This window comes from Puia sp. (assembly GCF_035546395.1).
In the GTDB taxonomy this organism is placed as follows: domain Bacteria; phylum Bacteroidota; class Bacteroidia; order Chitinophagales; family Chitinophagaceae; genus Puia.
The window spans coordinates 823,914-847,302 of sequence record NZ_DASZXR010000002.1 but is presented as its reverse complement, the minus strand read 5'-3'; the positions used below and the strand labels follow the sequence as shown (position 1 = coordinate 847,302).

Sequence of the window (23,389 nt, the reverse complement as noted above, 5' to 3'; positions counted from 1 at the left end):
TGGAGTATCCCCATCCAAAACAACTGTGACTATGCAAAAGAGGCGAAGACTCTCGTTAGTTTGTTGCGTTAGAGGGGCGATCATTTTGCCCTTCTTGTTTTGCCTTCTTCCGGCGTCTTCCAGTTGCCAGATGAACAAGGAAGATGTTCAAACCCAGCGATTGTTGTTGCAATTGGGTTCCTGTTATTTAAATGTTGCCCGGCAAAATCAGATAGACATCGACAGCGGACTTGCGCTGGCCGGGCAGCGAATGCATCTCGATCCCCAGCTGGTGATCGATGAAAGTGGGGTGGATGGGGGTCCTGGCCGTAGAGGGGCTATCTATGCTTTCCGGCCGGCTTCGCGACCTGCTGATCTGGACAGTGCGATCAGGAACCTGGATGCGGCGAGGGCTAATTTGGATTGGGCCCGGGATGCCAACCGGCTTTACCCGATTGTTACCCTGCTGGGAAAGGTCTATCTTGAACAGGGGGATACGGCGAAGGCTGCTGGCGTGTTCCTGGAGGTGATCCGCCGGGCGGCCGGCTCCGGCAACAAGCGGGCGGAGGCCCTGGCCTGGTCGTACTGGGGGACTTATAGTGCGTTCCTGCCGACCACCATCGCAGCCAGGATCGAGCGCCTTGAGCGGGCGGATACCCTATACCAACAGATGGGCGAGATCCGGAGCCGGATCTATACCCTTTCCAATATCGGCTATCTTAGCGTGGCTGCCGGAAGGCCGGCGGATTCCCGAAAGAGTTTCGAGACCGCATTGACGCTGGAGAATTCCATTGGATTCCGGTATACGCACTATACGTTGGACCTGCTGTGTCTGAATTCGATCATTGCCGGCGATAAGGAAAGCTCGGTCAGGTATGCCATCGACGAGGTCAGGGCCGCGGAGTCGACCGGTGACAGTACGGCGTTGGCTATTATTTATGCCCGGCGGATGTTTGTCGACCAGGGAAGATCCGACAATAAAGCGGAACTCCTGGATTGGGGACGAAAATCATTGGCCGTATTCGCCCGATGGGGAGAGGGTCAGCAGGCCTATCCGATCGTCTTTACGGTTGCCGATCTGCTTGCCGAAAACGGGAAACAGGGGGAGGCGCTCCAATTGATGCAGAACCAGGTGAATGCGTCGCCGCCCGTCAATCCAGCCGAAAATGCGCAGGCTTTTCTCACCCTGGGTGATTTTTATATCCAAATGGATAGTCTCGACAAGGCAAAATCTTACCTGCTCCGGGCCGAAAAGGAGAAAATGAAATGGTCCCTCAAAATGGGCACGCTCCATGAATTCCTGCTGAATTTTCTGCTTGGGGAGCTCTTCTTCCGGAAAGGACAATTCGAAAAGAGCCGTTCTTATCTCAATACCGCGCTTTCCTATCCCATGAGCGAATCGGATTTCCGGCGTATCGGGCTAGCGCAAAAAGACCTGGCCCGAATCGATTCCGCCGCGGGACGGTTTAAAGACGCCTACCTGCACGCGCAGCGGTATGTTACCCTGACCGATTCTTTCAGAGCGAGGAGCGATATCCGTCAGGTTGCAGAGTTGCGGGCAAAATACGAGATCGATAAAAAAGACAACAACATCAAGATCCTGAACCAGCAGGCCGCGCTGCAGGAGGCCAGGAACCGGCAAAACCTGTTCACCCGGAATGTGGTCATCGCCGGCGCGGCGGCTCTCCTGCTTTTCCTGGCCTTGTTGTACAACCGCTTCCGGGTGAAACAGCGGGCCAATCAGCAACTCGAGGTTCAGAAATCCGAGATCAGCCAAACCAACGCTGCGCTTCAACACCTGGTGCAGGAGAAGGAGTGGCTGCTAAAGGAGGTCCACCACCGGGTGAAGAACAATTTGCATACCGTGATCTGTCTTTTGGAATCACAGGCCCGGCACCTGGAGAACGATGCGCTGAAGGCCATCGAGATCAGCCAGCACCGGATCTATGCCATGTCGCTTATCCATCAGAAGTTGTACCAATCCGCAGATGTGAAGGCGATCGATATGTCCGAATACCTGGCAGAGTTCATCCGTTATCTCCGGACCAGCTTTGACAATTCGGAAAAGATCAATTTCCTCCTGGACGTCGAACCCATCGAGCTGGATGTGGCCCAGGCTGTTCCGCTAGCGCTGATCGTCAACGAAGCCGTCACCAATTCTATCAAGTATGCCTTTCCCGGAGAGCGGAATGGCCTCATCGCGATCGGGATGAAGCAGGATGCAGAAGGTATTTCCCTTCAAATCGCCGATAACGGCGTGGGGATCCCGCCAAGTCTCTTTACCACTCCGTCCGCTTCCCTTGGCCTGAAGCTGATCCGAGGGCTTAGCGAAGATATCGGTGCGACCCTGCATATCGGAAACGACAACGGCACCGTCATTCGCATCCGGTTCCAGGCGAAATTTTCAAAAAGCGGCGCCGGACCGGAGCATCCTATCATCAAAAAAGCTATATACGTGTGAATACAAAAATACTTGTCGTCGAAGACCAATTCGTGGAAGCGAATAATCTGCTGGAGATACTCCAGCTGGCCGGTTATAAGGTATGTCCGATTGCCCGGTCCGTGGACGTCGCCATCCCAATCATCGAGCGGGAACGGCCCGACCTCGTGCTGGTAGACATCTATCTGCAGGGAGACCGGACAGGTATCGATCTTGCCCAGTATCTTCGGGAAAGAGAGATCGCATTTGTATTCGTTTCCGCCAATTCCAATCAACAAATCCTCGATGCTGCGAAAAAAACAAGGCCCTACGGTTTCCTGGTAAAGCCGTTTCGCCAAAAAGACGTTTTGGTGATGCTGGATATCGCCTGGTATCTCCATCGGCAGGAAAAAGAAGCTGCTAACCGGAAAAGGCAATCGGATGCTTCAGGGAAAGCCGAAGACGCCTGCCGCCACATCATCGGCATCAGCCGGAATATGGCCGAGGTGGTGGACCATATCCGGGTCGTCGGACCTACTGACACATCGGTACTCATCCTGGGTGAAAGCGGTACGGGAAAAGAGCTGGTGGCGCGTGCCATCCACGGCTGCTCCCCCCGGAGAGAAAAACCAATGGTCATCATCAATTGCGGAGCCCTGCCGGAAAACCTCATCGAATCCGAGCTTTTCGGACACGAAAAGGGCGCCTTTACCAATGCCGCCTTCAAAAAAATCGGCAAGTTCGAGCTTGCCGAGGGTGGAACCATTTTCCTGGACGAGATCGGGGAATTGCCCCTCGAAGCCCAGGTAAAGATGCTGCGGGTTCTGCAGGAACACGAAGTAGAACCCATTGGCGGCCGGCTCAAGAAAGTGGATGTTCGCGTTATTGCCGCCACGAACCGAAACCTGGAAGCCGAGATCGCCGCGGGCCGGTTCCGGCTGGACCTTTATTACCGGTTGAACGTATTTCCCATCGAAATGCCGCCCCTAAGGGAAAGGAAGGCCGATATCCTTTCCCTGGCCAATCATTTCCTAAAGGTGTTTGCCGCGCGCCATGGCAAACACGTCGGAGAATATTCCCCGGAGGTGGTCAAACAACTGCTGGAATACTCGTGGCCAGGCAATGTGCGGGAGCTGGAAAACCTCATCGAGAGAACCGTAGTGGTTTGCAAGGGAACCGTGATCGACAGCATCGTGTTACCCAAAGCGCCAAAAACCAAAAACGATACCGGCATTCCAAAGACAATGGAGGAGAACGAACGGGATCATATCCTTTCCGTACTGGAGCAGTGCAATTGGAAATTGCATGGAACAGGCGGGGCGGCGGAATTGCTCGATATCAACGAATCGACCCTCCGGTCCAGGATGAAGAAATTGGGGATACAAAAGAGCTATATCGGGCGATGATGAACAACAGACAGGGGTAATGATCAGCCTTATTTAGGATTGCATACCTTTCGTTCGAGGAAATCACGGATCACCGCGCCGATCTCCGGGCCGAAACTTTCCAGTGCAAAATGACCGGTGTCGTAGAGGTGATACTCGAGATTCTTCACATCCCGTTTGAAAGCCTCGGCGCCGGCCACGGGAAAGATATAGTCATTTTTCCCATATACGATCAGCATTTCGGGATTGCGTTCCCGGAGCCAGGCCTGCCATTTGGGATATTGTTTAACATTGTTCCGATAATCATAGAACATGGCGATCTGGATATCGTCATTCTCCGGGCGAAGGAGATGGCGCAGATCGACCTCCCAGTTGTCCGGGGAAACGACGGAAGGATCCGGCACGCTGTGGGTATACTGCCATTTCAGGCCGTCCGGACTGTGAAACGCCTGGCATTTCTTTATCGCGTCCTTGTCGTTGCGGTCTTTCCATAGGGCTTTGATGGGGTCCCAGAAGGTTTCGAGTCCTTCCTCATAACAGCAGCCGTTCTGCACGATGAGCGTCTCGATCCGTTCCGGGTGTTTATAGGCCAGCGTCCAGCCGATCGGCGCGCCGTAATCCATGAGATAGAGGCTATATTTCGTTATTTTCAACTGTTCCAACAGGGCATCGATGATCGAGGCAATGTTTTCAAAGGTGTATGCAAAATCTTTCACGGGGGGTTGTTCGCTTCTACCATAGCCGGGGTAATCCGGGGCAATCAGGTGAAAGCGGTCGGACAGGTCCATGATCAAATTCCGGTACATGTGGGATGATGTCGGGTAGCCGTGGAGTAAGACCAGCGTCGGGGCATCGGCGGGACCTGCTTCCCGGTAAAAAATGTCGACCCCTTTAATTTTGACCACGCGATGATGTGTTTTGTACTTCATATATTATTTGTTTATTGGGCTGTGTATTTGGTAAGCCATTTTGCTTTGATCCGGGCGCGGGCCTCGATGAATTCGATGTCCGTGCCCTGGGCGATCGCATCGAGGGGATAGCGAAGCGGCCGGGTGCCTGCTTTCATTTCGACCAGGGCCAAGACGCCATCGGCGATCACCTGCGGGTCCATTTTGAATTCGACCATTTTTCCAAACAATCCCGCGCCGAGCGCCGCAAATTGTTGTGACCCGATGGGGTCGTAGGCTGCGGTGATTGCCGGTTTGTCGGATGAAACACCTGTCTTTGCGCCATTGCGGTTCATTTCGGTGGGATATACTCCGGGCTGGATACTTACGTTCTCGATGCCGAATTGGGCAAGTTCTTCCTGGATGCCTTCGGTAATGCTTTCCACCCCGAATTTCGATGCGAAGTAGGGTATCATGAAGGGGAGGGTATGGCCGCTTGCCCCGGTGGTGATATTGATGATGAGCCCGCTTTTTGCGGCGCGCATGGCGGGGAGCACGGCCTGATAGGTGCGGATGACCCCGTAGAAATTCACCTCGAACATCTGGCGGATGCGATCGAGGCTGTACGCTTCCAGCAGACCGTAGCCGGTAACGGCCGCGTTGTTGACCAGTACGTCGATGGTCCCGTGTTTTGCCAGGACGGTTTCAAACGCCTTTGTAACCGATTCGTCGCTGGTGATATCGATCTCGGCGATATCGACATTTGGCAGGGCCGCCAATTCCGCTGCCACGGCCCTGTTCCTTGCGCCGATGTCCCGCATGCCTGCGATCACCCGGTAACCCGCCTTCGAGAGCGTGAAGACCATCAGTTTTCCAAAACCCGAGTTGGTTCCGGTGATAAAAATTGTTTTGCTCATGTTTTTTATTTTAGATAGTTTTTTAACTCGGCTGCCAGCTGAACGAAAAGCGATTTGGTTTGCGGGATCTCCGCGAGGCCGTTCAACAGGCCGAAGTCATGGATCACGGCGTCATAGCGGATGGTGGTGACCTTTACCCCGGCGAGGTCGAGCTTCCGGCCATAGGCTTCTCCTTCATCGCGCAGGATATCGTTCTCATCCACGGCGATGATTGCCGGGGGAAGTCCTTTCAGTTCTTCGATGTCCGCCCGGAGGGGCGAAGCATAGATGTTCTTTCTTTTCGCCGGGTCCTTGATGTACATATCATACATCCATTTCATGGTTGCCGAGGTGAGGTAATAGCCACCCGTTCCGAATTCCTTGTAGGAACCCGTGTTGAAGTCCGCGTCGAGGATCGGCCAGAGCATGATCTGCGCCCTGAGTGCGGGGCCGTGCTTATCTTTTGCCATCAGCGCTGTCACCGCCGTCATATTCCCGCCGACACTGTTCCCGACGATGGCCAGGCGCGATCCGTCCACGCCGATGTCGGCCCCGTGCTCCGCGACCCATTTGACTCCCGTATAGATCTCATTGATCTGTGTCGGGAAAACCGCGTCGGGGGTCGGGGTATAATTTATGAATACGCCCACTGCGCCGGAGAGGACGACCAGGTCGCGAACCATCCGTTCGTGGGTGGGGAAGTCTCCCAGCACCCATCCGCCGCCATGGATATAGACAAATACCGGCAACACGTCCGTTACGCCTGCGGGCCGGACGATGTTGAGCCGGACGGTAAATCCATCGCCTGTGATCGTTTTTTCGGAGACGTCGATACCGGAGAGATCAACGGGAACCGAGGCTTGCGCGTCCGCCAGGACTTTCCGCGCGGCGACGGGGGACAGCGTCTCGAGCGGGGGACCGGCGTTGACCGCCTTCAGAAAGGTTTTTACCGCCGTGGATAGCGAGGGGTCCGTCGCGTAATTTTTAGCCTGGGAAAAAAGTGCCGCCGGTTGGACCGCGGTCAAGAGAGTGAGGAGAAAAACAATGGTGCTGTTCATTTTGACGTGTTTACATGTTTGTTTAATAAAATAGTGATCATCAAATAACTCCAGGTGTTGACAAGATGCGATGCACCGGGCGAAAGGAGTTTGGCATAAGGCATGTTTTGGCTTGCTGACATGAGGCTGGTCCCCCACTCCAGTTTTGTCACCGGGTTCAGGGCGAATGCGCAGACCCCGTCCCATTCGCTTCCCAGATAGCGACCGGTCGTCCTGCCGCCCGCAACCCGTTGCCGGTCGGCCAATTGGAAACAGTGGTAATCGAGACCGGCGGTGAAGCGCTGCTTTGGCGTGGTATATTTCAATTTCAGGAAAGGATCGCTGAGACCACCCGGCGGCGATCCGGTGCTGACGAAGAAATAGTCCATCGAGCCCCAGAATTTGTGGGGCGTTCCATAGAGGGGATCGAACCGGTGGTTCATCCCCGGGTTTAAAGAGGTCTTGTTACCCGAGAGGTAATCCCAACCGCCGGTGAGCGTGAAGGTGGGCCAGGTATAGGACAGGCCGATCGTAGAAGTCCAGGCTTGCAGGCGGAGAGCATCCCTGTCCCGGCCGCATTGGTAATAAAACCCCGCGGTCCAGCCGATGCCCTTTGTTCCGCCGGCGATGTAGATCCCGGCAGTGATCCTTGCGTTCACCCCTTTTTTATCGAAACTTTTGCCGTAGATCCAGGCGGAATCGCCGTTGACGATATTGACCACCGAATCGCTGACATTCTTTCCGAAATAGTCCGCCACCACCAGGGCGCTCACCCGGGAATGCCCCACTGTTCTGGCCACATACAGGTACTGCAAGGCTTTGTAATCCTGGTAGGCGCCGTTTGTCGACGCCGGCGCCGACACGGCGGGTGCACCGTTTGCGCTGCTCACCCCGGCCGGATTGACAAAGGGGATAAAGGCGGGCGGCGTCACTGCCAGCCGGCCCTTGCTGTCTTTTACGTAGGGCGGCGTATTGGCGGCGGTGTAAACAGTCCCGTTGTAGCCTACTGCATCCGTGTTTTGGTTAAACGCGCCGCCAAGATCCAGCTGCCAGCCGCCGGCGAGCAATTTCAAAACGATGGCATCGTGTCTCCTGGCCTGTTGCAACCAGTCCAGACCACCCAGGAGACGCTGGTCATCATAGCTTATCTCCTGGCGGCCGATTCGCGCGGCCAGGTAGCGGACGCCGGTTTGCTGCCGGGAAATGGTGGTCGCGGTGTCCCTTTTGTCGATGATGGCTAATTCCGCCCAAGCTTCGTGGATGCCAAATTTGTTCCCGTCGGCCGCACTTATGGTGGATGCATCCTGGCCCCATACCCTGATGTCCTGCGCGGAGGAATGGAATACTACCCTGTCCCAGTGGTAGTCAATCGTCAGCCTGCTGCGTTGGGAAGTGAAAAGAGCGGCGCTGTTTCCAATCGGTTTAAGGGTGCCGTAGCCGTTCCGCCATTCCGTTCGTGTCCGAAGTTCGCCGGAGATGGACCATTGGGCCTGCAGGCGGGATGTTTCGGAGCAGCAAAGCCCAAGCAGTAGCAAATTGTAAAGTCGCATACTTTCCATTTTACCGCGCCGGCGCCGTTTGACCCTTTGCCGCCATCTCGATGACTGCTGCGATCTTAGCCGGCTGGGAGATGTACACCACATGACTCGCGTCTATCTCGGTAATCGTTGCCCCCGCCCGGCGGTACATTTTCCGCAGGATCACCGGGTTGATGCTTTTATCCCCGGTCGCTACCACTCCATAACTGGGCTTTGTCTTCCAGGCGGCGGCAGTTACGGGGGTGGTGAAACATTTTGCGGCAATGGCTCCTTGTGAGTCATACATGAAATCCGATTTTTCCCGGCTGAGATCGCCGGTAAAGCCCGCATGAAATTTCTCCTTTGAATACCAGATCAGGCCGTTCTCATCCGGCATCATTACTCCATTCTCTGCCAGCGCGGGTTCGGAACCGGCCAGTTGAGCGGTGGTCTCCCCTTCCTCCGGCATGAACCCTTCCAGGTACACCAGCCGGACTACTTTGTCGGAAACGCCGGCCTGGGTGATCACCGTTCCGCCCCAGCTATGCCCCACGAGAATAACGGGACCATCCTGCCGGCTTAAGACGAAATTGGTGGCTGCAACATCCTCTTCCAGTGAAGTGAGTGGATTCTGGACGATGGTGACATGATAGCCTTTCCGGGTGAGGATGTTGTACACCGCTTCGAAGCCCGAGCCGTCCGCGAAGGCCCCGTGAACGATAACGATGTTTTTTACCGGGCCCGGCTGCTGGGCCGAAGCGGTGGAAGAAGAGAGAATTGCCATAAATGGAATGATCAATAGAGCCATATACTTTTTCATGATTCAATTTTACAAAGGTTATACATCTGCGTAAACCAGTCTGGTGAAGAAAGCGCCGTCCAGCACGAAATTGCCCCATTTTGCGTCGAATGCCGCGGTGGGTTTCGCCGCGACAGTGTCGGCCAGTGAGCGTCCCGCCTTCTTTAGTTTGGAAACATTGTGTTTCACCGCGACCAGCATGTCCCGGAACTCCGCCAATTGGCTGCGCGTACCGATCGCCCCGTGTCCCGGAACGATGAGCGTCTTTTCGGTTGTCATTCCCAGGTTCCGTTCGCTTGCCGCGATCATCCCGTCCAGCGAGCCGCCGCTGTTGTGATCGATGAATGGGTAGTAGGGATTCCACCAGGTATCGGCCACGTGTAGCACGTCGGCGTGGGGGAAATAAACCGAGATATCGCAGTTGGTATGCGCCGGCGGATAATATTTCAGATGGATGGTTTCGCCGTTGAAATGCAACTGGTGCTCGTCTTTGAACGTCACCGTCGGCAATGCGCCCGTGGGTGCGGGAGGGAACGTATAGTTCCAATCTTCTACGCGGATGGTTTTCGAGAGATTCCTGCGGGTTATCTCATGGCCGATGATAGTTGCGCCGTCTTTGTGAACCCATTCATTCCCGTCCGTATGATCAAAATGCCAATGGGTGCTGACAAGAACCTTCACCGGTTTGTCTGCAATGCCGGCCATCGCAGCTTTTATCTTATTTTTCGATACGGCGATGCCGGCATCCACCATTAAGAACCCTTCATGGCCATTGAAGACAGAGATATTTCCTCCGGACCCCTGAAGCACATGGAGGTTCCCGCGCAACGGCGTTACCTCAATAGGTTCTTTTGCGGCCGCATTCTTAATGGTGATGACGGGGCTTGTCTGAGCGAACCCTTCGCGGGGCTTTAGCAGCAAGCCGGCACCGAGGATGCCGGCGGTTCGAAGAAAGCGACCTCTTGACATGGTCGACGTCGTGTTGTTTTCCATACTTATATTCTTTGAGCAAAGATCGCCTGCACTTATTCCTCTCCGTTGAGGCCACGATCCAAGTTTTTTGTTGATTCGATCCAAGTACCGGACCTGACGTTTATTGTTAAAAAGCATAACGCGTATAGATAAATCAGTGTGGGTTGCGACTGATACCTTGTACGCAAAACTCAAAACATGAAAACCCGAATTCTATTTTATCTTGCCGGGCTTGACGCATTTGGAAGGAAAATGCTGCGCGTCGCCCTTTTTATCATTTTTATCTGGATCGGCACGCTGAAATTCTTCACCTATGAGGCCGATGGGATCGTACCCTTCGTGGCAAACAGTCCCTTTCTATCCTTTTTTTACAACCATCCCGACGATTATAAGCAGCATATCAATAAGGAGGGCGAATTGATAGCTGCGAATCATCAATGGCATCGAGCGAATAACACCTATGGCTTTTCGCGGGGACTCGGGATATGCCTTGTCCTGGTTGGGGTAATGGTTATCCTCCACCCTATCGCGCCCCTGTTGAGCACCATCGGAGGCGCCCTCATGGTTCTGCTCACCATCGGGACGTTGTCCTTCCTGGTAACCACCCCTGAAAGCTGGGTACCGAATATCAACGACGATGTTTGGGGATTTCCCTTTTTGTCTGGCCGGGGGAGGCTCGTGATCAAGGACCTGGCCATTCTGGGGGGCGCTGTCGTCTGCATGAGTGAATCCGCCGCTTTATACCTTAGCAGAAAGGGCTCTTCTTCCGCCGGTTCGTGAAATATCGCGATTTAGCCGGACGATCCGGAAAATCCGATGGTCCGCCTTTCGATCCGAAAACGATAACATCCTGGGAATAATCGAGTTGCATAGCTGGCACAGCTTTGGAATCATCAAGCAGCGGAAGGATAAATCACCAAAAAACAGGACTAATGCCGGCGACAAAACTCACGCTAGAAGGATATACCGCTGTCCAATGCTTCGCAGGAACGGACGTTCCGGGTTCGCACTATGCTGAAGACGTTTATCTCATTTTTATGCTGGAAGGAGCGATGTCTATTTCGAGTGGAAAAGAGCGGGTCGATCTATATACCAATCAGATTGTCCTTTTGAAGCGAAATATCTGGATCGAGTATAAGCGCATCGAATGCGGTGAGGCCCCGTTACGGTATTTGCGTTTCACGATCAAACCCAGCCTGGTGAGGGAGTTCACCCGATGGATGGATTTACAGGTATCCCGCGTACAAATTCGCCCCCTGATCACGACCATCTGCGGCGGCAGTGGATGGACTTCCTATGCCCTTTCCCTCGAACCCTTCCTATACGGCGTGAAGATGCCTCAACCCGGATTTGTCAAGATAAAGATGCTCGAACTGCTTTTTCATTTGTGTGACGCAGGTCACTCCGTGCTGGCTCAATTGCTGGACCTTCGCGTTGCTTCTCTTGGCAATATCACCGAAACCGTGGAGGAAAACATCATGAACACTTTGTCGATCGAACAGCTGGCCGCCTTATCGGGAAGAAGCCTGTCCAGTTTCCGGCGCGATTTTACCGCAATTTATAACACCACCCCTTCCCAATGGATCAAGTCGAAACGGTTGGAGAAGGCAAGGGAAATGTTGAGCGGTACGAATATGACCGTTACCGAGATCTGTTATACAACCGGATTCTCACATATCGCGCATTTTTCGAGGCTTTTCAAATCACATTTCGGCTTTCCGCCGTCAAACTGCAGGAGGCAATTCACCCAATCGGCATAAAGATGAAGGAGTATGGAGGTGATCTATGTGTTGGAAGGAACGCTCGAGTACCGGGTCGAGGGCCGGTCGCCGGTGACACTCAAGAGCGGGGGCGTGCTTTTCATACCGGCCGGAACGCGGTTCGCTGCAGCGAATCCTTTGTCTACCGAGGTGTGTTACAAGTTATTTTTCTTTAATTCGCTTACCGCGTAATCACAGGCTCTTGCGGTTATTGCCATATAGGTAAGCGAGGGGTTTTGACAGGCCGACGATGTCATACAGGCGCCGTCGGTTACAAAAACATTTTTAACGGCATGAAGCTGGTTCCATCTGTTTAGCATTGAGTCTTTGGGGTCAGTGCCCATTCTGCAGCCACCCATTTCGTGTATGTCCCTTCCCGGCGCCTGTTGATTATCCCGGGTCCGGATGTTCTTAAGATCGGCTTTCTCAAGCATCTCCTGCATCTGTTCCACGGCATCTCCGGCCATCCTGTCTTCATTTTCGTGCCAACTTACGTCGGCATGCAGCAAAGGAATACCCCAGGCATCTTTTTCATTTTTGTCAAGCCACACGCGATTGTCTTTGTATGGAAGCATTTCTCCCATTGCCACTCCCCAGAATGTCCAGGGCCCGGGTTCTGTTAGTTGCGCTTTGAAGCCGGCGCCAATGCCATCCCTACTATTTCCCAAACCCCATCCCTGCCGGGAAGTTGAACAGGCCATTGCATATCCCCTTTTAAAATCACTCCTTTTGTCATTGCCAAAATTTCTAAATCTTGGGATATAGACGCCGGTTGGCCTTCTGCCATAGTAATAGCTATCCTCCATCCCTTCGTAAGTAGCTGTTGCACTGACACGGTAATTATGTGTCATAATATAGTGCCCCAGCACGCCGCTGTCGTTACCCAGGCCATTGGGGAAGCGGCGAGAGGTGGAGTTCAGCAGTAACAAGTTCGAGTTGATAGAACCCGCATTCAGAAAAATGATGCGGGCATAATATTCCCTTATTTTCTTTGACACTGTGTCTATCACCCGAACGCCTATGGCTTTCTGCTTTTGGTCATCATAAATAATGGAATGCACAACCGCGTTTGTTTGTAAAGTGAGATTTTTTGTTTTCATGGCTGCGGGCAGTGTGGCGGATTGTGTGCTGAAATAGGCTCCAAAGGGGCATCCGCGGCTACATAAATTCCTTGCCTGGCAATGACTGCGCCCGAGGGAAGTATGCAAATCTGTTGCTATTGAAAGATTGGCTGTCCTGCTGATGATCAGATTGCGGCCCGGAAAATTTGCTTCTATTTTCTGCTTTAAATATACCTCAAGCTTTGTCATCTCAAAAGGCGGCAGAAATTCTCCGTCGGGAACCTGTGCCAGTCCATCTTTGTTTCCTGAAATGCCTGCAAATTTCTCTACATAACTATACCAGGGTGCGATATCCTTGTAGCGAACAGGCCAGTCAATGCCGATTCCCTCTTTTGCATTCGCTTCAAAATCCGCTTCTCCCCAGCGCTGTGTCCATCTGCCCCACATGAGGCTCCTTCCACCGACATGGTAACCCCGTATCCAATCGAAAGGCTTATCCTGTATATAGGGGTGTACGTTATCGCCTAAGAACATCTTTTGTGTGAATTCATCCACTACGCCGGCACGGGTGAGAATAGGATTTTCATCGATAAACCTTTCTGTAAGGCTGCCCCGGTGAGGCATATCCCACGGGTTCATCGAAGCTGTATCGTAATCTTTTACATGCTCAATATTTCCGCCACGTTCAAGGGCCAGGACTTTCAATCCTTTTTCGGTCAATTCTTTCATAGCCCAGCCGCCACTGATGCCTGTCCCGATCACAATGGCATCGTAGGTGTTTTGTTCTTTCGCTTTGTTATTCAATAGAAGGGAATCCTGAGGCATATGCAACAAAATAAACGATTTGGCACCGGTTCCCGCACATCAATTTTAAGATACTTTGACACTTTATTAAGCTTCCCGATGGACGCCGGCGAGTAAGATAGTTGTATTACCTGTTAACCCCGTTGTAGGAGTGTCCCCGGATGGGTTCTATTTTTATGCATATGAAGACAATTTTCCTGATCTTTTCGCTTGCGCTCGCCGGCATCGGGGTTGAGGCACAGGGAGACACGACAGCCTTATTTGGACGATGGGATATCACGGTGCATGCGCCGGGGAGGGATTTCGCGAGCTGGCTGGAAGTCAACAGGTCCGGCTCGCGCTATATGGTGGGACGGTTTGTGGGTGAAGGAGGCAGTTCGCGGCCGATCTCGCGGGTAAACCTGGAAAACGGGAAGATGTATTTTTCGATCCCGCCGCAGTGGGAGAGTGAGGACAGGAATTTAGATGTCGAGGGTAGCATGCAGGGGGATAGCCTTGTGGGTACGATGGTGACGCCCAGGGGCGAAACGCTTCACTGGGTAGGTTACCGCGCGCCGGCGTTGACACGTCAGGGCGAGCCGGTGTGGGGTCAATCGATCCCCCTGTTCAATGGAAAGGATCTTTCCGGGTGGCATGTTACGGGTAAGCCCAATCAATGGATGGTGGAAGACGGTATCCTGCGCAGTCCGCGACCGGGGTCGAATATCGTCACCGATCAAAAATTCACCGATTTCAAGCTGCATATCGAATTCCGTTATCCCAAGAGAGGCAACAGCGGCGTCTATCTGCGTGGCCGTTATGAGGTACAGATCGAGGATGAGGAAGGCGGGGTGACCGCCCCGAACGAGGTGATCGGTTCCGTGTATGGATTTCTGCCGCCAGTGGAGCGCGCTTCGAAGGGGCCGGGTGTATGGCAAACGTACGATATCACGCTGGTGGGCAGGTTGGTGACCGTCGTATTCAATGGGAAGACCGTGATCTGCCGGTCCGAGATACCGGGGACCACCGGCGGAGCGTTGGACAGTCAGGAGGGTGAGCCGGGACCGATCTTTCTGCAGGGGGACCACCGGGCGATCGAGTACCGGAATATCATCCTGACGCCGGCCAAATAGGGGATATTCGCGGGCTCAGCCCAGCATCTTCAGACAGGCATTCATATATCCCAGCGCATAGGCCATCCCGGCATACCACGGTTGCCCGCAACTCATCTGGGGAGTATGATCGGGGATAAGTACTCCCTTAAATTCGGAATTCTTTAAGATCCGCAGGATCCGCATCATATCGATATCCCCTTCGTCGAGGAATACCTCTTTGTAGTGCGGCACCTTGCCCCTTACATTCCGGAAATGAACATACGCGATATCGCGGGCATAGTCCTGCGTCGCCTCATATACGTCCCCTTCGGTCATCTCGGCTATCGACCCAAGGCAAAATTCCAGGGCATTGCTCTTGCTGGGATAGATATCCAATAGTTTTCGGTAGAGCTGCGGCTGGTATACCAGCCGTGGGGTGCGCCGGATCCGAGGCATGGGCGGATCATCGGGGTGTGCCGCCAGCTTTACCCCCGCCTCTTCGGCGACGGGCACCAATTCCTGCAAAAAATAGTCAAGCCTGCTCCACAATTCCTCATGGGTGATCTCCGGCAGATATCCTGCCGGAGCATTTGGATCATAGATCATGTTCCAGACCATGCCGTTGGGAATCGGCCGGTCATCTACGCGATCCATGCCTACGGACTGGGCATTGCCGCGGGCAAAATTTCCCACCATCCTGCTGCTGACTCCGGCCAGGCTGAAATTATAGCCCATTACAGGAATCCCCGCCGCGCCAACGTTGCGGATGGTTTGCTTCAGCCCTTCCATCTGCCGCGCCTTTTGCGGCCCGTCCAGCAGAATATCGTGCCAATGGGCAGGATCGAAATTTTCGATGGCTTCCAGTTCGAGTCCGGCTTCGTTGATCGCGCTCTTCAACGCCCGCAGTTGGTCCACCGTCCACAACCTGCCGGCATCCCCGGCATACCCCCACCCGCTGTCATCCCCGATCGGCTGGTTATCCTTATTGGTCTGATTGCCCTTGTTGAAATAATCTACCAGATGCACGACGATATGCGTACAGCCACACTGTCTTGCGAAATCGAAATGTTGCCGGTCAAGCATATGCCTGTACAGACCCAGTCCCAGTTTCATGCTCCTTGTGTTTACAATTATAGAATGCCGTATTTCCTGAAAGCCGTAGTGCTCGACATGCCCGCCTCGATCTCCTTCCTCACCAACTTTTCCCCCCTCGCCTTTTCCAGGGCCCTGATGGTAACTTCCTTTTCATGCTCCCTCGGAATGATGACGACGCCGTCGATGTCGCCGAAAACGAGGTCGCCGGGCATGATGGTCACGCCGCCTACCTCGATCCTGCAACGGTAGTCCGCCACCTGGGTCCGGACGCAGGAGTCCTGGGCGTAACGCCCCCGGCTGAATACCGGCCAGTTCTGTTCGAGGACACGGACGGTATCCCGGTAATACCCGTTGATGACCGCGCCGCAGGCCCCCCGGGTCTTCGCGGTGGCGGTCAGGATCTCCCCCCAATAAGCACAGCGCATATCGCCGCCGCTGGCTATATACACTTCATCCTTCTGCAATTGGTCCAGCGCTTCGGTCAGTTTCCCAAACGGCTGCTCCTGAGGCCCGTACACATCGATCATCAGCACAGGCATCGCCCTTCCGGCTACTTTGAAATGCATTTGCGCGGGTTGTATCGGCTGGGGCAGGAACTGATGATAACAACCGAGTTCATCCAGGATGTCCCCCACAACAGGCGTATAAAGCTCGTTCCTGTATAATTCGAACAGTGTTTCATCATTGTTCCATGCCGGCGGCCGTTGTGGTTCCTTTTCTCTTGACATTGGTCTTACTATTTTAAAAATTGGATAATCATTGTCCGGCATCCTGCCCTATATGGTCATGGCTGCCCTTATAGCCGCCTTCAACACCCCCTGCTGACGGTCCGTCAGCGGCCGGTAAACATAATCTCCCAGGTGGGTATCGCTTCGCTCCACGATGATCACCGACGCTTCCTTGTCCATGGCGATGTTATGCCAGGTGTTCACCGGTATATTGTAGGTAATGCCCGGCTCCATCTTTACACACGTGAAGCAAAGGTCTGCCGACTCATTCTCAGCCGCTGCGATAAGCACAGCCGATCCCCGCAGGAGGACGAACGCTTCGTCTGTCTTCCGATGCATGTCCACTTTCGCGATGCCTTCGAGATCCTGCGCTTCCAGGTGATTCAGCTGCGCCACCTGCCATCCCTCCCGGATGATAAAAGGGTTGTATCCCTCGCCCCTGTGTTCATATGTTTCGATCATGCGTTCTTTATTATTTTTTTGGCCGGGGATCATAAGGAATGGTACTTTCCTTATACCCCCCGTCGATGTAAATTTCCGTAGCCGTCATATAAGCGGCCAGATCGGAGGCAAGGAAGGCGCAGGTCCATGCGACATCGTCCACTACCCCGACACGCCCGGCCGGGATCCAACCGTTGAACTTCTCCCGGCCGAACTTCTCGATTTCCTCCCTGTTCATCTCCGTCTCGATGGCGCCGGGCGAGACGGCGACGACCCGGACCTGGTGAGGCGCCAATTCGAGCGCCAGGCACTTCGTCATCATGTTCAGCCCTGCCTTAGCCGAACAATAATGGATCAAACCCTTCCTTGGAACTTTGTCGTGGATGGAGGAGATGTTCAGGATGACGCCCCTATCCTGGGCCACCATTCTCTTCCCCGCCTCCTGTGCGCAGATGAAGGCGCCCCGCAGATTCACGTTGAATATCCTGTCCCAATCCTTCAGGTCCAGGTCGAGGGCGTGATCTACGGTTTCACAGCCGGCGTTGTTAACCAGCACGTCGACGCCGCCCAATTGTTCATCGGCCATCCGGAAAAGCGCTGCGACCTCCTGCCGGAGAGAGATATCCGCCCCGTACACCCATACGTTCACCCCATATTCGCGCCGCAGTGCTTCGCCCAGCGATTGCGCCCGGGCATCATCCCCCAGGTGATTGATCAAAAGATGCGCCCCGCAAGCGGCCATCGCCCGGGCAATGCCCGCGCCGATGCCCCGGCTTCCGCCAGTGACCAATACCCGCCGCCCTTTCAGATCGATCCTATTGTCCATAACTCCAGTATTTTTTATGAAGGGGTCCTAACAGACCCGTGTACGGCCTGCACCTGTTCCGGTGTATAGCCGCAAATTCCGGTCAGTATCTCCTCCGTATGTTCGCCGAGCAGGGGCGCCGGACGTCGTACGGCGGCCGGAGTACGGCTGAACTGCACCGGAATGCCCGTCGTTGCTACTTTTCCCGCCGCAGGGTGATCGTATTCGATGATCATCTTGTTATGCAGAACCTGCGGATCAACGGCCATTTCCCTGAAAGTGTTGACCTGCGAGCACCAGATGTCATGCGGCAGCAATCGGCTTAGCCATTCCTCTGTCGTCTTCGTCCTGAATACGGCGGCAAAATTTTCGTAGATGGCGTCCCTCTCCCCGATGATATTATTGCTGTCGAACTCCTTCCGGTCATAGCCTTCTATCCCCATGATGGCAGCCAGCCTCCGGACGGAATTCATGCCGATGGCGATATAGCTGTCCCGTGTAGGATACAAGCCATAAGGAGCGCCCAGCCACGGATTGGGAATGCCTGCAGCGCTACGCTCGGGGTTCGCCCCTTTGTACAGGTAGGCGGTGATCTCCTGGGTGTGGAAGGCAATGATGGAATTGAGCAGGCTGGCGTCGATCCGCTGCCCCCTGCCTGTCTGCTGGCGGTGATACAATGCCGCGAGTACCGACTGGACGATAAACAGACTGGTGAGCAGGTCCGCCTGGCCCACGGCGGTGACTACGGGCAGATCGCCACGCCGGCCATTCAGCCACGCGCCTCCCGCAAGCGACTGCGCCAGCAGATCCTGTCCCGGCCGCGTCTGGTAGGGACCGTCTTTGCCATAACCCGAGCTGGCGCAATAGATCAGCCCCGGCTGAACGGCCTGCAACGATTCGTACCCGATGCCGAGCCTGTCCATCACGCCCGGCCGGAAGTTTTCTATGAGGATGTCGCATTTCGAGATGATGTCCCTTGCGGCCTGCAACCCTTCCGTGCTCTTCAGGTCGAGGGCAATGCTCCGCTTGTTCCTGTTGAATCCCAAAAAAGAAATGCTCTGGCCCGCCGGGTAAAGGTTGCCATAGGCATAATGGCGCATCCAATCACCGCCTGGCGGTTCGATCTTGATGATGTCCGCGCCCATATCCCCCAGCATCTGAGTAGCCCAGGGGCCCTGCACCAGTTGTGTGAAGTCGGCAACGCGAACCCCGCGTAATGCGCCTTCGTTATTATTTTCAGTTACCATAATTCTATCCTTTCAATTCCCGGTGGCTGTCGGACAATATCCGGTAGCCCTCCGCCGTGATCAACAAGTTGTCCTCTATCCGCAGCCCGCCGCCAAGCGCTTCCCCATATATGCCCGGCTCCACAGTGACAACCATGCCCTCCCGGAGCACGCCGGTGCTGAACGGCGATAAGGTCTCGCCCGGATCATGGTATCGAAAGCCCGTCTGGTGCCCCAGCGCATGCGGGAAATACCCGCCAAATCCGCAATCACCGATATAGTCCCGGGCGACCTTGTCCACCTCCCGCATGGCAATCCCCGGCCGGATCAGTTCGTATGCCGCACGCTGTGCACCTATAACCGCGTCGTACATGCGCCGATGCAGATCCGTCGTTTCCCCGGCCACGGCGGTACGGGTGATATCCGCCCAATACCCTTCCACACAGACCCCCATCTCGAGCAGGACCAGTTCACCGTTTTTGATGACTTTATGGGTGCTTCTGTTGAACCTCCCCGCATCCACCGAATTCCTTCCCGACTGCACCATGGGCCATGCCTTTGCGAAGCTGATGCCGGGCTGTCCGATGGCCTCCTGTACAGCGGTTTCTACCAGCGCCGCCAGAAACGCTTCCGGATGTCCCTTGTCCACTTCCCGATAGAACACCTCGACGGCGCGGGCAGCTACCCGGTGCGTCTTCTCCAAAGCGGCAATATCCGTCGGCGTCTTTTGTTCATAAAGCCGTAACAATTCCCCGCCGGAATCGGTCCAGCCCGCATCACTGACCCTTCCCAACCGCTCCGGCAGGTCCGCTGGCAATGGCGGCTGCTCTCCCGACATTCGGCAGGGCGCGCTGCCGCCGATGTTCGGGGTAAAGGATACCGCGCCGTCCCCAAGACCTCTTTGGTGCAGATGATCCTTTATAGCCTGGAATAAAACCTCCCAGGGATCCTTGCCATCGAGCACTCCCCAGGGATACTTCCTCACTTGGACGTCTGCGGGCAGGATGTCTTCCGGTTCCAGCTCCGGCACAAAAAGCACCGCTTCGCCCTGTGCGGGATACAGAAGGACAGAAACACCCCACAGCGGCATATAGCCCAGCATCATCACCAGCTCGTCCGGCCGCCAGAATAACAGCGCCGCCAGCCGCCGCCGGCGCATTAGCTCTTCCACTATTTCTTTTCGCTTCCTGTCCATCCTTTATTTGTTTTTTGCAGTGAATTCCCGGATCAGCTGCGCTGCCTCGGGTGACTGGTACAATGCCGCCACAGCGGCTCCCTCTCTGTCCAGCCTCGTTTCAAATGCTGCTTCGATTGCCGATGGCTCCAACATGGCCTTGATGGCCTTCACCGCCTGCCCTGGCCGCCGCTTCAATTTTTCCGCCAGCCCGGCAACCGTATCCTCCAGCGCCTGGTCCTCGGCCACCGCATACACCAATCCCCATTCCTCCATCCGGGCCGCCGAATAGGACTGACCCAGCAGCAGCATCTCTTTCACTCTTCCAAGACCTATCTTCAGCAGCAAGCGCTGCGCCCCCCCGCCACCGGGTATCAGCCCCAGGTGAATTTCCGGAAGCCCCATCTTTGCGGATGCGGCGGCGACGATAAAGTCGCAGGCCAGCGCGATCTCGAATCCGCCCCCCAACGCAAAACCATTGACGGCCGCAATAAAGGGGATTGGCGCCTGCTCGATCAACGCATACAGCCGCCTGCCTTTCGCCTGGAAGCTGTTAAACTCTTCGGGCGTCTGCCTGCTGTATTCCTTTATATCCGCCCCGGCCATAAACGCCCGCCCGCTGCCGGTGATCACACCCACCAATACCCGCTCATCGCCGGTGATGGCTTCCAAGGCATGGATGATCTCATCCATCATCTGTCTGTTCATTGCATTCAACAACCCGGGTCTGTTAAACTGCAGCCGCGCTACGCCGGCTTCCAAGGTGCAGGTGATGGTTTCATAGCTGGTCATGACATATCGCTTGAAAAAGGTTATTCAATTGCCGCATCATCAAGGCCCCATCCATACCTTCCATTGCACTCACGTGCACGATATCGGCCGCGGCCTCCTGGAACCGGTTGAACCCCGGCGCCCCTTTCCTGCGGTAGGCATGCTGCAGCGTATACAGGGTTTGGCCGAAAAAGTCTCCGCTGTCCGCATTGCATGCCGGATCCTCCCATGCGGACAGATGGGCGGGCTGACCGCCGTTGATATAATACGTGGTCCGCTGTACTTCGGGGTCCAGAACGTACCGGATAAAATCCATGCAGGCATTCCGGTTGGCGCTGTTCCGCGAGACGGCGATCCCGGCTCCTCCCAGCAGTGTCGAGATCCCGTGCCCGCTTCGACGCGGCGCGTCCATAAAAACCAGCCGTATGCCGGCCGCATCCTTCCGCGCATAGTTCGTATAGCCAAAGCTGAACGGGCAATAGACGATCTCGTCTTCGGCGGCCATCCTATCCAGCATTTGAATGGGATTCATCCGGAAAGAGTTCGGGTGCAGAAATGTGGCCCATTCCTGCAACTGCGCCAGCGCATATCTGCCGGCGGGTTCCTCGATACCCGCCGGCGTAAAGAACTCCCCTCCGTTATACTGGGCGCATAGGGTGAGGAAGACGCACCAGATGTCGGTAGGACATAACGGAATAGCGATGAATTTCCCGGTTGGGAGTTGTTCCGCCGCGGCCCGCAGTTGCTCTGTGTACACCGGCGGCCCCCAGCCGATCGCATCTGCCAGATCCGCCCGCATCACCGCTACCTGTGCGGCTGCATCCACCGGCAGGGCGTAGTGCCGCCCCTTCCATCCATAGCTGTCATAGGACGGGCCTACGCTCTGAGCCGCCTGCACGTCGAGAAAACTTTGCGGCAGGTGGTCTTCCAGTGGCAGTAACAACGCCTTCGAAGCCGCCTCGCCCATATAGGGATGGTCGATGATGATAAGATCATACCGATCCACCAGCACTTCGACGGGCATGTCGCCGAATTCCTTCAAGGTCCGCACATCCCATTGCAGTTGTATTCCCGCCTTACGGCCCCACTCGGCCGCTACAGCCCTCAAAGGCTGATAGCCCCTGGGATGATCCCAGGTGATCCCTTTTATTTTCGTGGCCATTCTATTTTCATTTTTCTGTTTTTTGTCGTCCACTGACGTTCGATCTCTTCCAAGGTCCGCCCCTTCGTCTCCGGTACCGCCTTTCGAACAAAGAATATTGTAGGCACCATCGCCAGACCATATAGGACGAAAGTGACGCCGATGCCAAGGCCCTCGCGCAGCAGCGGGTAGGTTTGTGTTACACTAGTCGACCCGAGGAAAAGCGATAAGGTCGCGATGGACATCGCCCTTCCCCTGATCTTCGTCGGGTAGATCTCCGAAATGACCACCCATACACCAGGTCCGATGGTGGCCGCAAAGACGACGATATAAAATACAAAGGCCCCCAGCAGAAATTGTTGTCCGCCGCCACTGTAAAAAAGCAGGCCGATGGACAGCAGGGCAATACTCAACCCCGTGAAGCCCCAGATGAGCAGGGGCTTTCTTCCCCAATGGTCGATCTTCCAAATCGCGACGAATGTAAAGATCATATTGAAAAATCCGATCACCGAGGCACTCCCCATGGCAGATCCGGATTTAAAGCCGGCGTGCTCGAAGATGGCCGGCGCATAATACATTACCGTTGTTATGCCCGTCAGCTGGCTGAGGAACGGAAGCGCCAGCCCGATCACCAGGGCTGCGCGGATCCCGGGCGCCAACAGTTGACGAAAACTTCCTTTTCCCTCTTCGGCAAGGGCGATGGAGATCCCGTCAATCTCCGCAGTAGCCTTTTGTGGTCCGCTGATCCGGCTCAAGATCTTATAGGCCCGCTCCTGTCGCCCTTCCTTCAGCAGCCACCGGGGACTCTCCGGCACGAAAAGCAACAGCAGCAGGAACAGCACTGCCGGGATCGCGTTGGAACCGAGCATCCCCCGCCAGACTTCTTCCACGAGATAAAAATGCAGCAGTCCTTCCCGCGCCCCGCCGTGCGCCGATGCAAAATCCAGCAGCGTCGCGTTCGAAAGGTAGGAACAGAGAATGCCCAGCGTGATCGCCAACTGGTAGATGGAAACCAGCCGACCCCTTAAGTGCGCCGGCGCCAGCTCGGCTATGAACATGGGCGCCACCATCGCGGCAAAACCTACGCCCAATCCGCCCACGATCCGGAATACCACCAGCATGGAAGGCGAACCGGCAACCATGCATCCCAATGCGGACACAATAAAAAGCAGTGCCGACGCCAACAGGATCTTCTTGCGCCCGTACCTGTCCGATCCGTAGCCGGCAATGGCCGCTCCTGCTACACATCCCAGCAGGGCGGAGCTCATGATCCATCCTTCCATGCCAGGGCTCAGCCTGAATTGCGTCCGCAGGAAATTCACAGCGCCCGAGATCACCGCCGTGTCGAACCCGAATAAAAAACCTCCCATTCCAGCCGTGGCACAGATAAGGGTCAGATATAATTTGCCTTTGATCATG

The 23,389-nt window shown here is 55.1% G+C and carries 22 protein-coding genes; 6 read left to right on the top strand and 16 right to left on the bottom strand.

What is annotated here, in order from left to right:
- Positions 1-130: 130 nt before the first annotated feature.
- A complete protein-coding gene (locus VHE34_RS04650; protein WP_325585107.1) occupies positions 131-2,440 on the top strand; it encodes a sensor histidine kinase in 2,310 nt (769 codons plus the stop codon).
- The gene (locus VHE34_RS04645; RefSeq protein ID WP_325585105.1) at positions 2,437-3,804 is read left to right on the top strand and encodes a sigma-54 dependent transcriptional regulator; all 1,368 of its coding nucleotides are present in this window, start codon (positions 2,437-2,439) and stop codon (positions 3,802-3,804) included. The genes VHE34_RS04650 and VHE34_RS04645 overlap by 4 nt, the downstream gene beginning before the upstream one ends.
- Positions 3,805-3,833: 29 nt before the next feature.
- On the opposite strand, the gene VHE34_RS04640 is transcribed toward VHE34_RS04645, so the two are convergent.
- Genes VHE34_RS04640 through VHE34_RS04615 form a run of 6 tightly spaced genes read right to left on the bottom strand, consistent with a single transcriptional unit; the run spans position 3,834 to position 9,912 of the window.
- Positions 3,834-4,712, bottom strand: coding sequence for an alpha/beta hydrolase (locus VHE34_RS04640; protein WP_325585103.1), 879 nt, complete (start codon positions 4,710-4,712; stop codon positions 3,834-3,836).
- Between the two features lie 11 nt (positions 4,713-4,723).
- Positions 4,724-5,587: an SDR family oxidoreductase gene (locus VHE34_RS04635; RefSeq protein ID WP_325585101.1), complete on the bottom strand. Its 864-nt coding sequence runs from the start codon at positions 5,585-5,587 to the stop codon at positions 4,724-4,726.
- A 5-nt stretch (positions 5,588-5,592) separates the two neighbouring features.
- Entirely contained in the window at positions 5,593-6,624 is a 1,032-nt protein-coding gene (locus tag VHE34_RS04630) for an alpha/beta hydrolase (RefSeq protein WP_325585099.1), read from the bottom strand.
- Positions 6,621-8,153 carry an alginate export family protein gene (locus tag VHE34_RS04625; RefSeq protein WP_325585097.1) on the bottom strand — a complete coding sequence of 511 codons (1,533 nt, stop codon included), beginning with the start codon at positions 8,151-8,153 and terminating at the stop codon, positions 6,621-6,623. The genes VHE34_RS04630 and VHE34_RS04625 overlap by 4 nt, the downstream gene beginning before the upstream one ends.
- A gap of 10 nt (positions 8,154-8,163) precedes the next feature.
- Positions 8,164-8,940, bottom strand: coding sequence for an alpha/beta hydrolase (locus VHE34_RS04620; protein ID WP_325585095.1), 777 nt, complete (start codon positions 8,938-8,940; stop codon positions 8,164-8,166).
- Positions 8,941-8,958: 18 nt separating this feature from the next.
- Positions 8,959-9,912, bottom strand: coding sequence for an MBL fold metallo-hydrolase (locus VHE34_RS04615; RefSeq protein ID WP_325585093.1), 954 nt, complete (start codon positions 9,910-9,912; stop codon positions 8,959-8,961).
- Between the two features lie 177 nt (positions 9,913-10,089).
- On the opposite strand from VHE34_RS04615, the gene VHE34_RS04610 reads away from it, so the two are divergent.
- The 3 genes from VHE34_RS04610 (at position 10,090) to VHE34_RS04600 (ending at position 11,843) form a co-directional block, all read left to right on the top strand.
- Positions 10,090-10,671: a DUF417 family protein gene (locus VHE34_RS04610; RefSeq protein ID WP_325585091.1), complete on the top strand. Its 582-nt coding sequence runs from the start codon at positions 10,090-10,092 to the stop codon at positions 10,669-10,671.
- Between the two features lie 152 nt (positions 10,672-10,823).
- Positions 10,824-11,651 (top strand): AraC family transcriptional regulator, encoded by an 828-nt coding sequence (locus tag VHE34_RS04605; RefSeq protein WP_325585089.1) that lies wholly within the window; start codon positions 10,824-10,826, stop codon positions 11,649-11,651.
- A gap of 12 nt (positions 11,652-11,663) precedes the next feature.
- Positions 11,664-11,843, top strand: a complete 180-nt coding sequence (locus tag VHE34_RS04600) for a cupin domain-containing protein (RefSeq protein WP_325585087.1) — start codon at positions 11,664-11,666, stop codon at positions 11,841-11,843.
- Here the strand turns inward: VHE34_RS04600 and VHE34_RS04595 are convergent.
- The gene (locus VHE34_RS04595; protein ID WP_325585085.1) at positions 11,807-13,537 is read right to left on the bottom strand and encodes a GMC family oxidoreductase; all 1,731 of its coding nucleotides are present in this window, start codon (positions 13,535-13,537) and stop codon (positions 11,807-11,809) included. The two genes, VHE34_RS04600 and VHE34_RS04595, sit on opposite strands and share 37 nt — an antisense overlap.
- A 161-nt stretch (positions 13,538-13,698) precedes the next feature.
- Between VHE34_RS04595 and VHE34_RS04590 the strand changes: the two genes are divergently transcribed.
- On the top strand, positions 13,699-14,628 hold the full coding sequence (locus VHE34_RS04590) for a DUF1080 domain-containing protein (RefSeq protein WP_325585083.1): 930 nt from the start codon (positions 13,699-13,701) through the stop codon (positions 14,626-14,628).
- Positions 14,629-14,643: 15 nt separating this feature from the next.
- On the opposite strand, the gene VHE34_RS04585 is transcribed toward VHE34_RS04590, so the two are convergent.
- From VHE34_RS04585 to VHE34_RS04545, 9 genes are read right to left on the bottom strand one after another with little or no spacing between them, the layout of a single operon-like run.
- A complete protein-coding gene (locus VHE34_RS04585; protein ID WP_325585080.1) occupies positions 14,644-15,702 on the bottom strand; it encodes a mannonate dehydratase in 1,059 nt (352 codons plus the stop codon).
- A 17-nt stretch (positions 15,703-15,719) separates the two neighbouring features.
- Entirely contained in the window at positions 15,720-16,412 is a 693-nt protein-coding gene (locus VHE34_RS04580) for an RraA family protein (protein ID WP_325585078.1), read from the bottom strand.
- Between the two features lie 48 nt (positions 16,413-16,460).
- Positions 16,461-16,874, bottom strand: a complete 414-nt coding sequence (locus tag VHE34_RS04575; protein WP_325585076.1) for a hypothetical protein — start codon at positions 16,872-16,874, stop codon at positions 16,461-16,463.
- 10 nt (positions 16,875-16,884) lie between these two features.
- Complete coding sequence (locus tag VHE34_RS04570) at positions 16,885-17,679, bottom strand: glucose 1-dehydrogenase (RefSeq protein ID WP_325585074.1); 795 nt, start codon at positions 17,677-17,679, stop codon at positions 16,885-16,887.
- Positions 17,680-17,693: 14 nt separating this feature from the next.
- Positions 17,694-18,905: a CoA transferase gene (locus VHE34_RS04565; RefSeq protein WP_325585072.1), complete on the bottom strand. Its 1,212-nt coding sequence runs from the start codon at positions 18,903-18,905 to the stop codon at positions 17,694-17,696.
- Between the two features lie 4 nt (positions 18,906-18,909).
- A complete protein-coding gene (locus VHE34_RS04560; protein WP_325585070.1) occupies positions 18,910-20,079 on the bottom strand; it encodes a Xaa-Pro peptidase family protein in 1,170 nt (389 codons plus the stop codon).
- Positions 20,080-20,082: 3 nt separating this feature from the next.
- Positions 20,083-20,850, bottom strand: a complete 768-nt coding sequence (locus tag VHE34_RS04555) for an enoyl-CoA hydratase/isomerase family protein (protein ID WP_325585065.1) — start codon at positions 20,848-20,850, stop codon at positions 20,083-20,085.
- Complete coding sequence (locus VHE34_RS04550; RefSeq protein WP_325585063.1) at positions 20,837-21,991, bottom strand: ABC transporter substrate-binding protein; 1,155 nt, start codon at positions 21,989-21,991, stop codon at positions 20,837-20,839. The genes VHE34_RS04555 and VHE34_RS04550 overlap by 14 nt, the downstream gene beginning before the upstream one ends.
- Positions 21,976-23,388, bottom strand: a complete 1,413-nt coding sequence (locus tag VHE34_RS04545; protein WP_325585061.1) for a sugar porter family MFS transporter — start codon at positions 23,386-23,388, stop codon at positions 21,976-21,978. The genes VHE34_RS04550 and VHE34_RS04545 overlap by 16 nt, the downstream gene beginning before the upstream one ends.
- Between the last annotated feature and the right edge of the window lies 1 nt (position 23,389).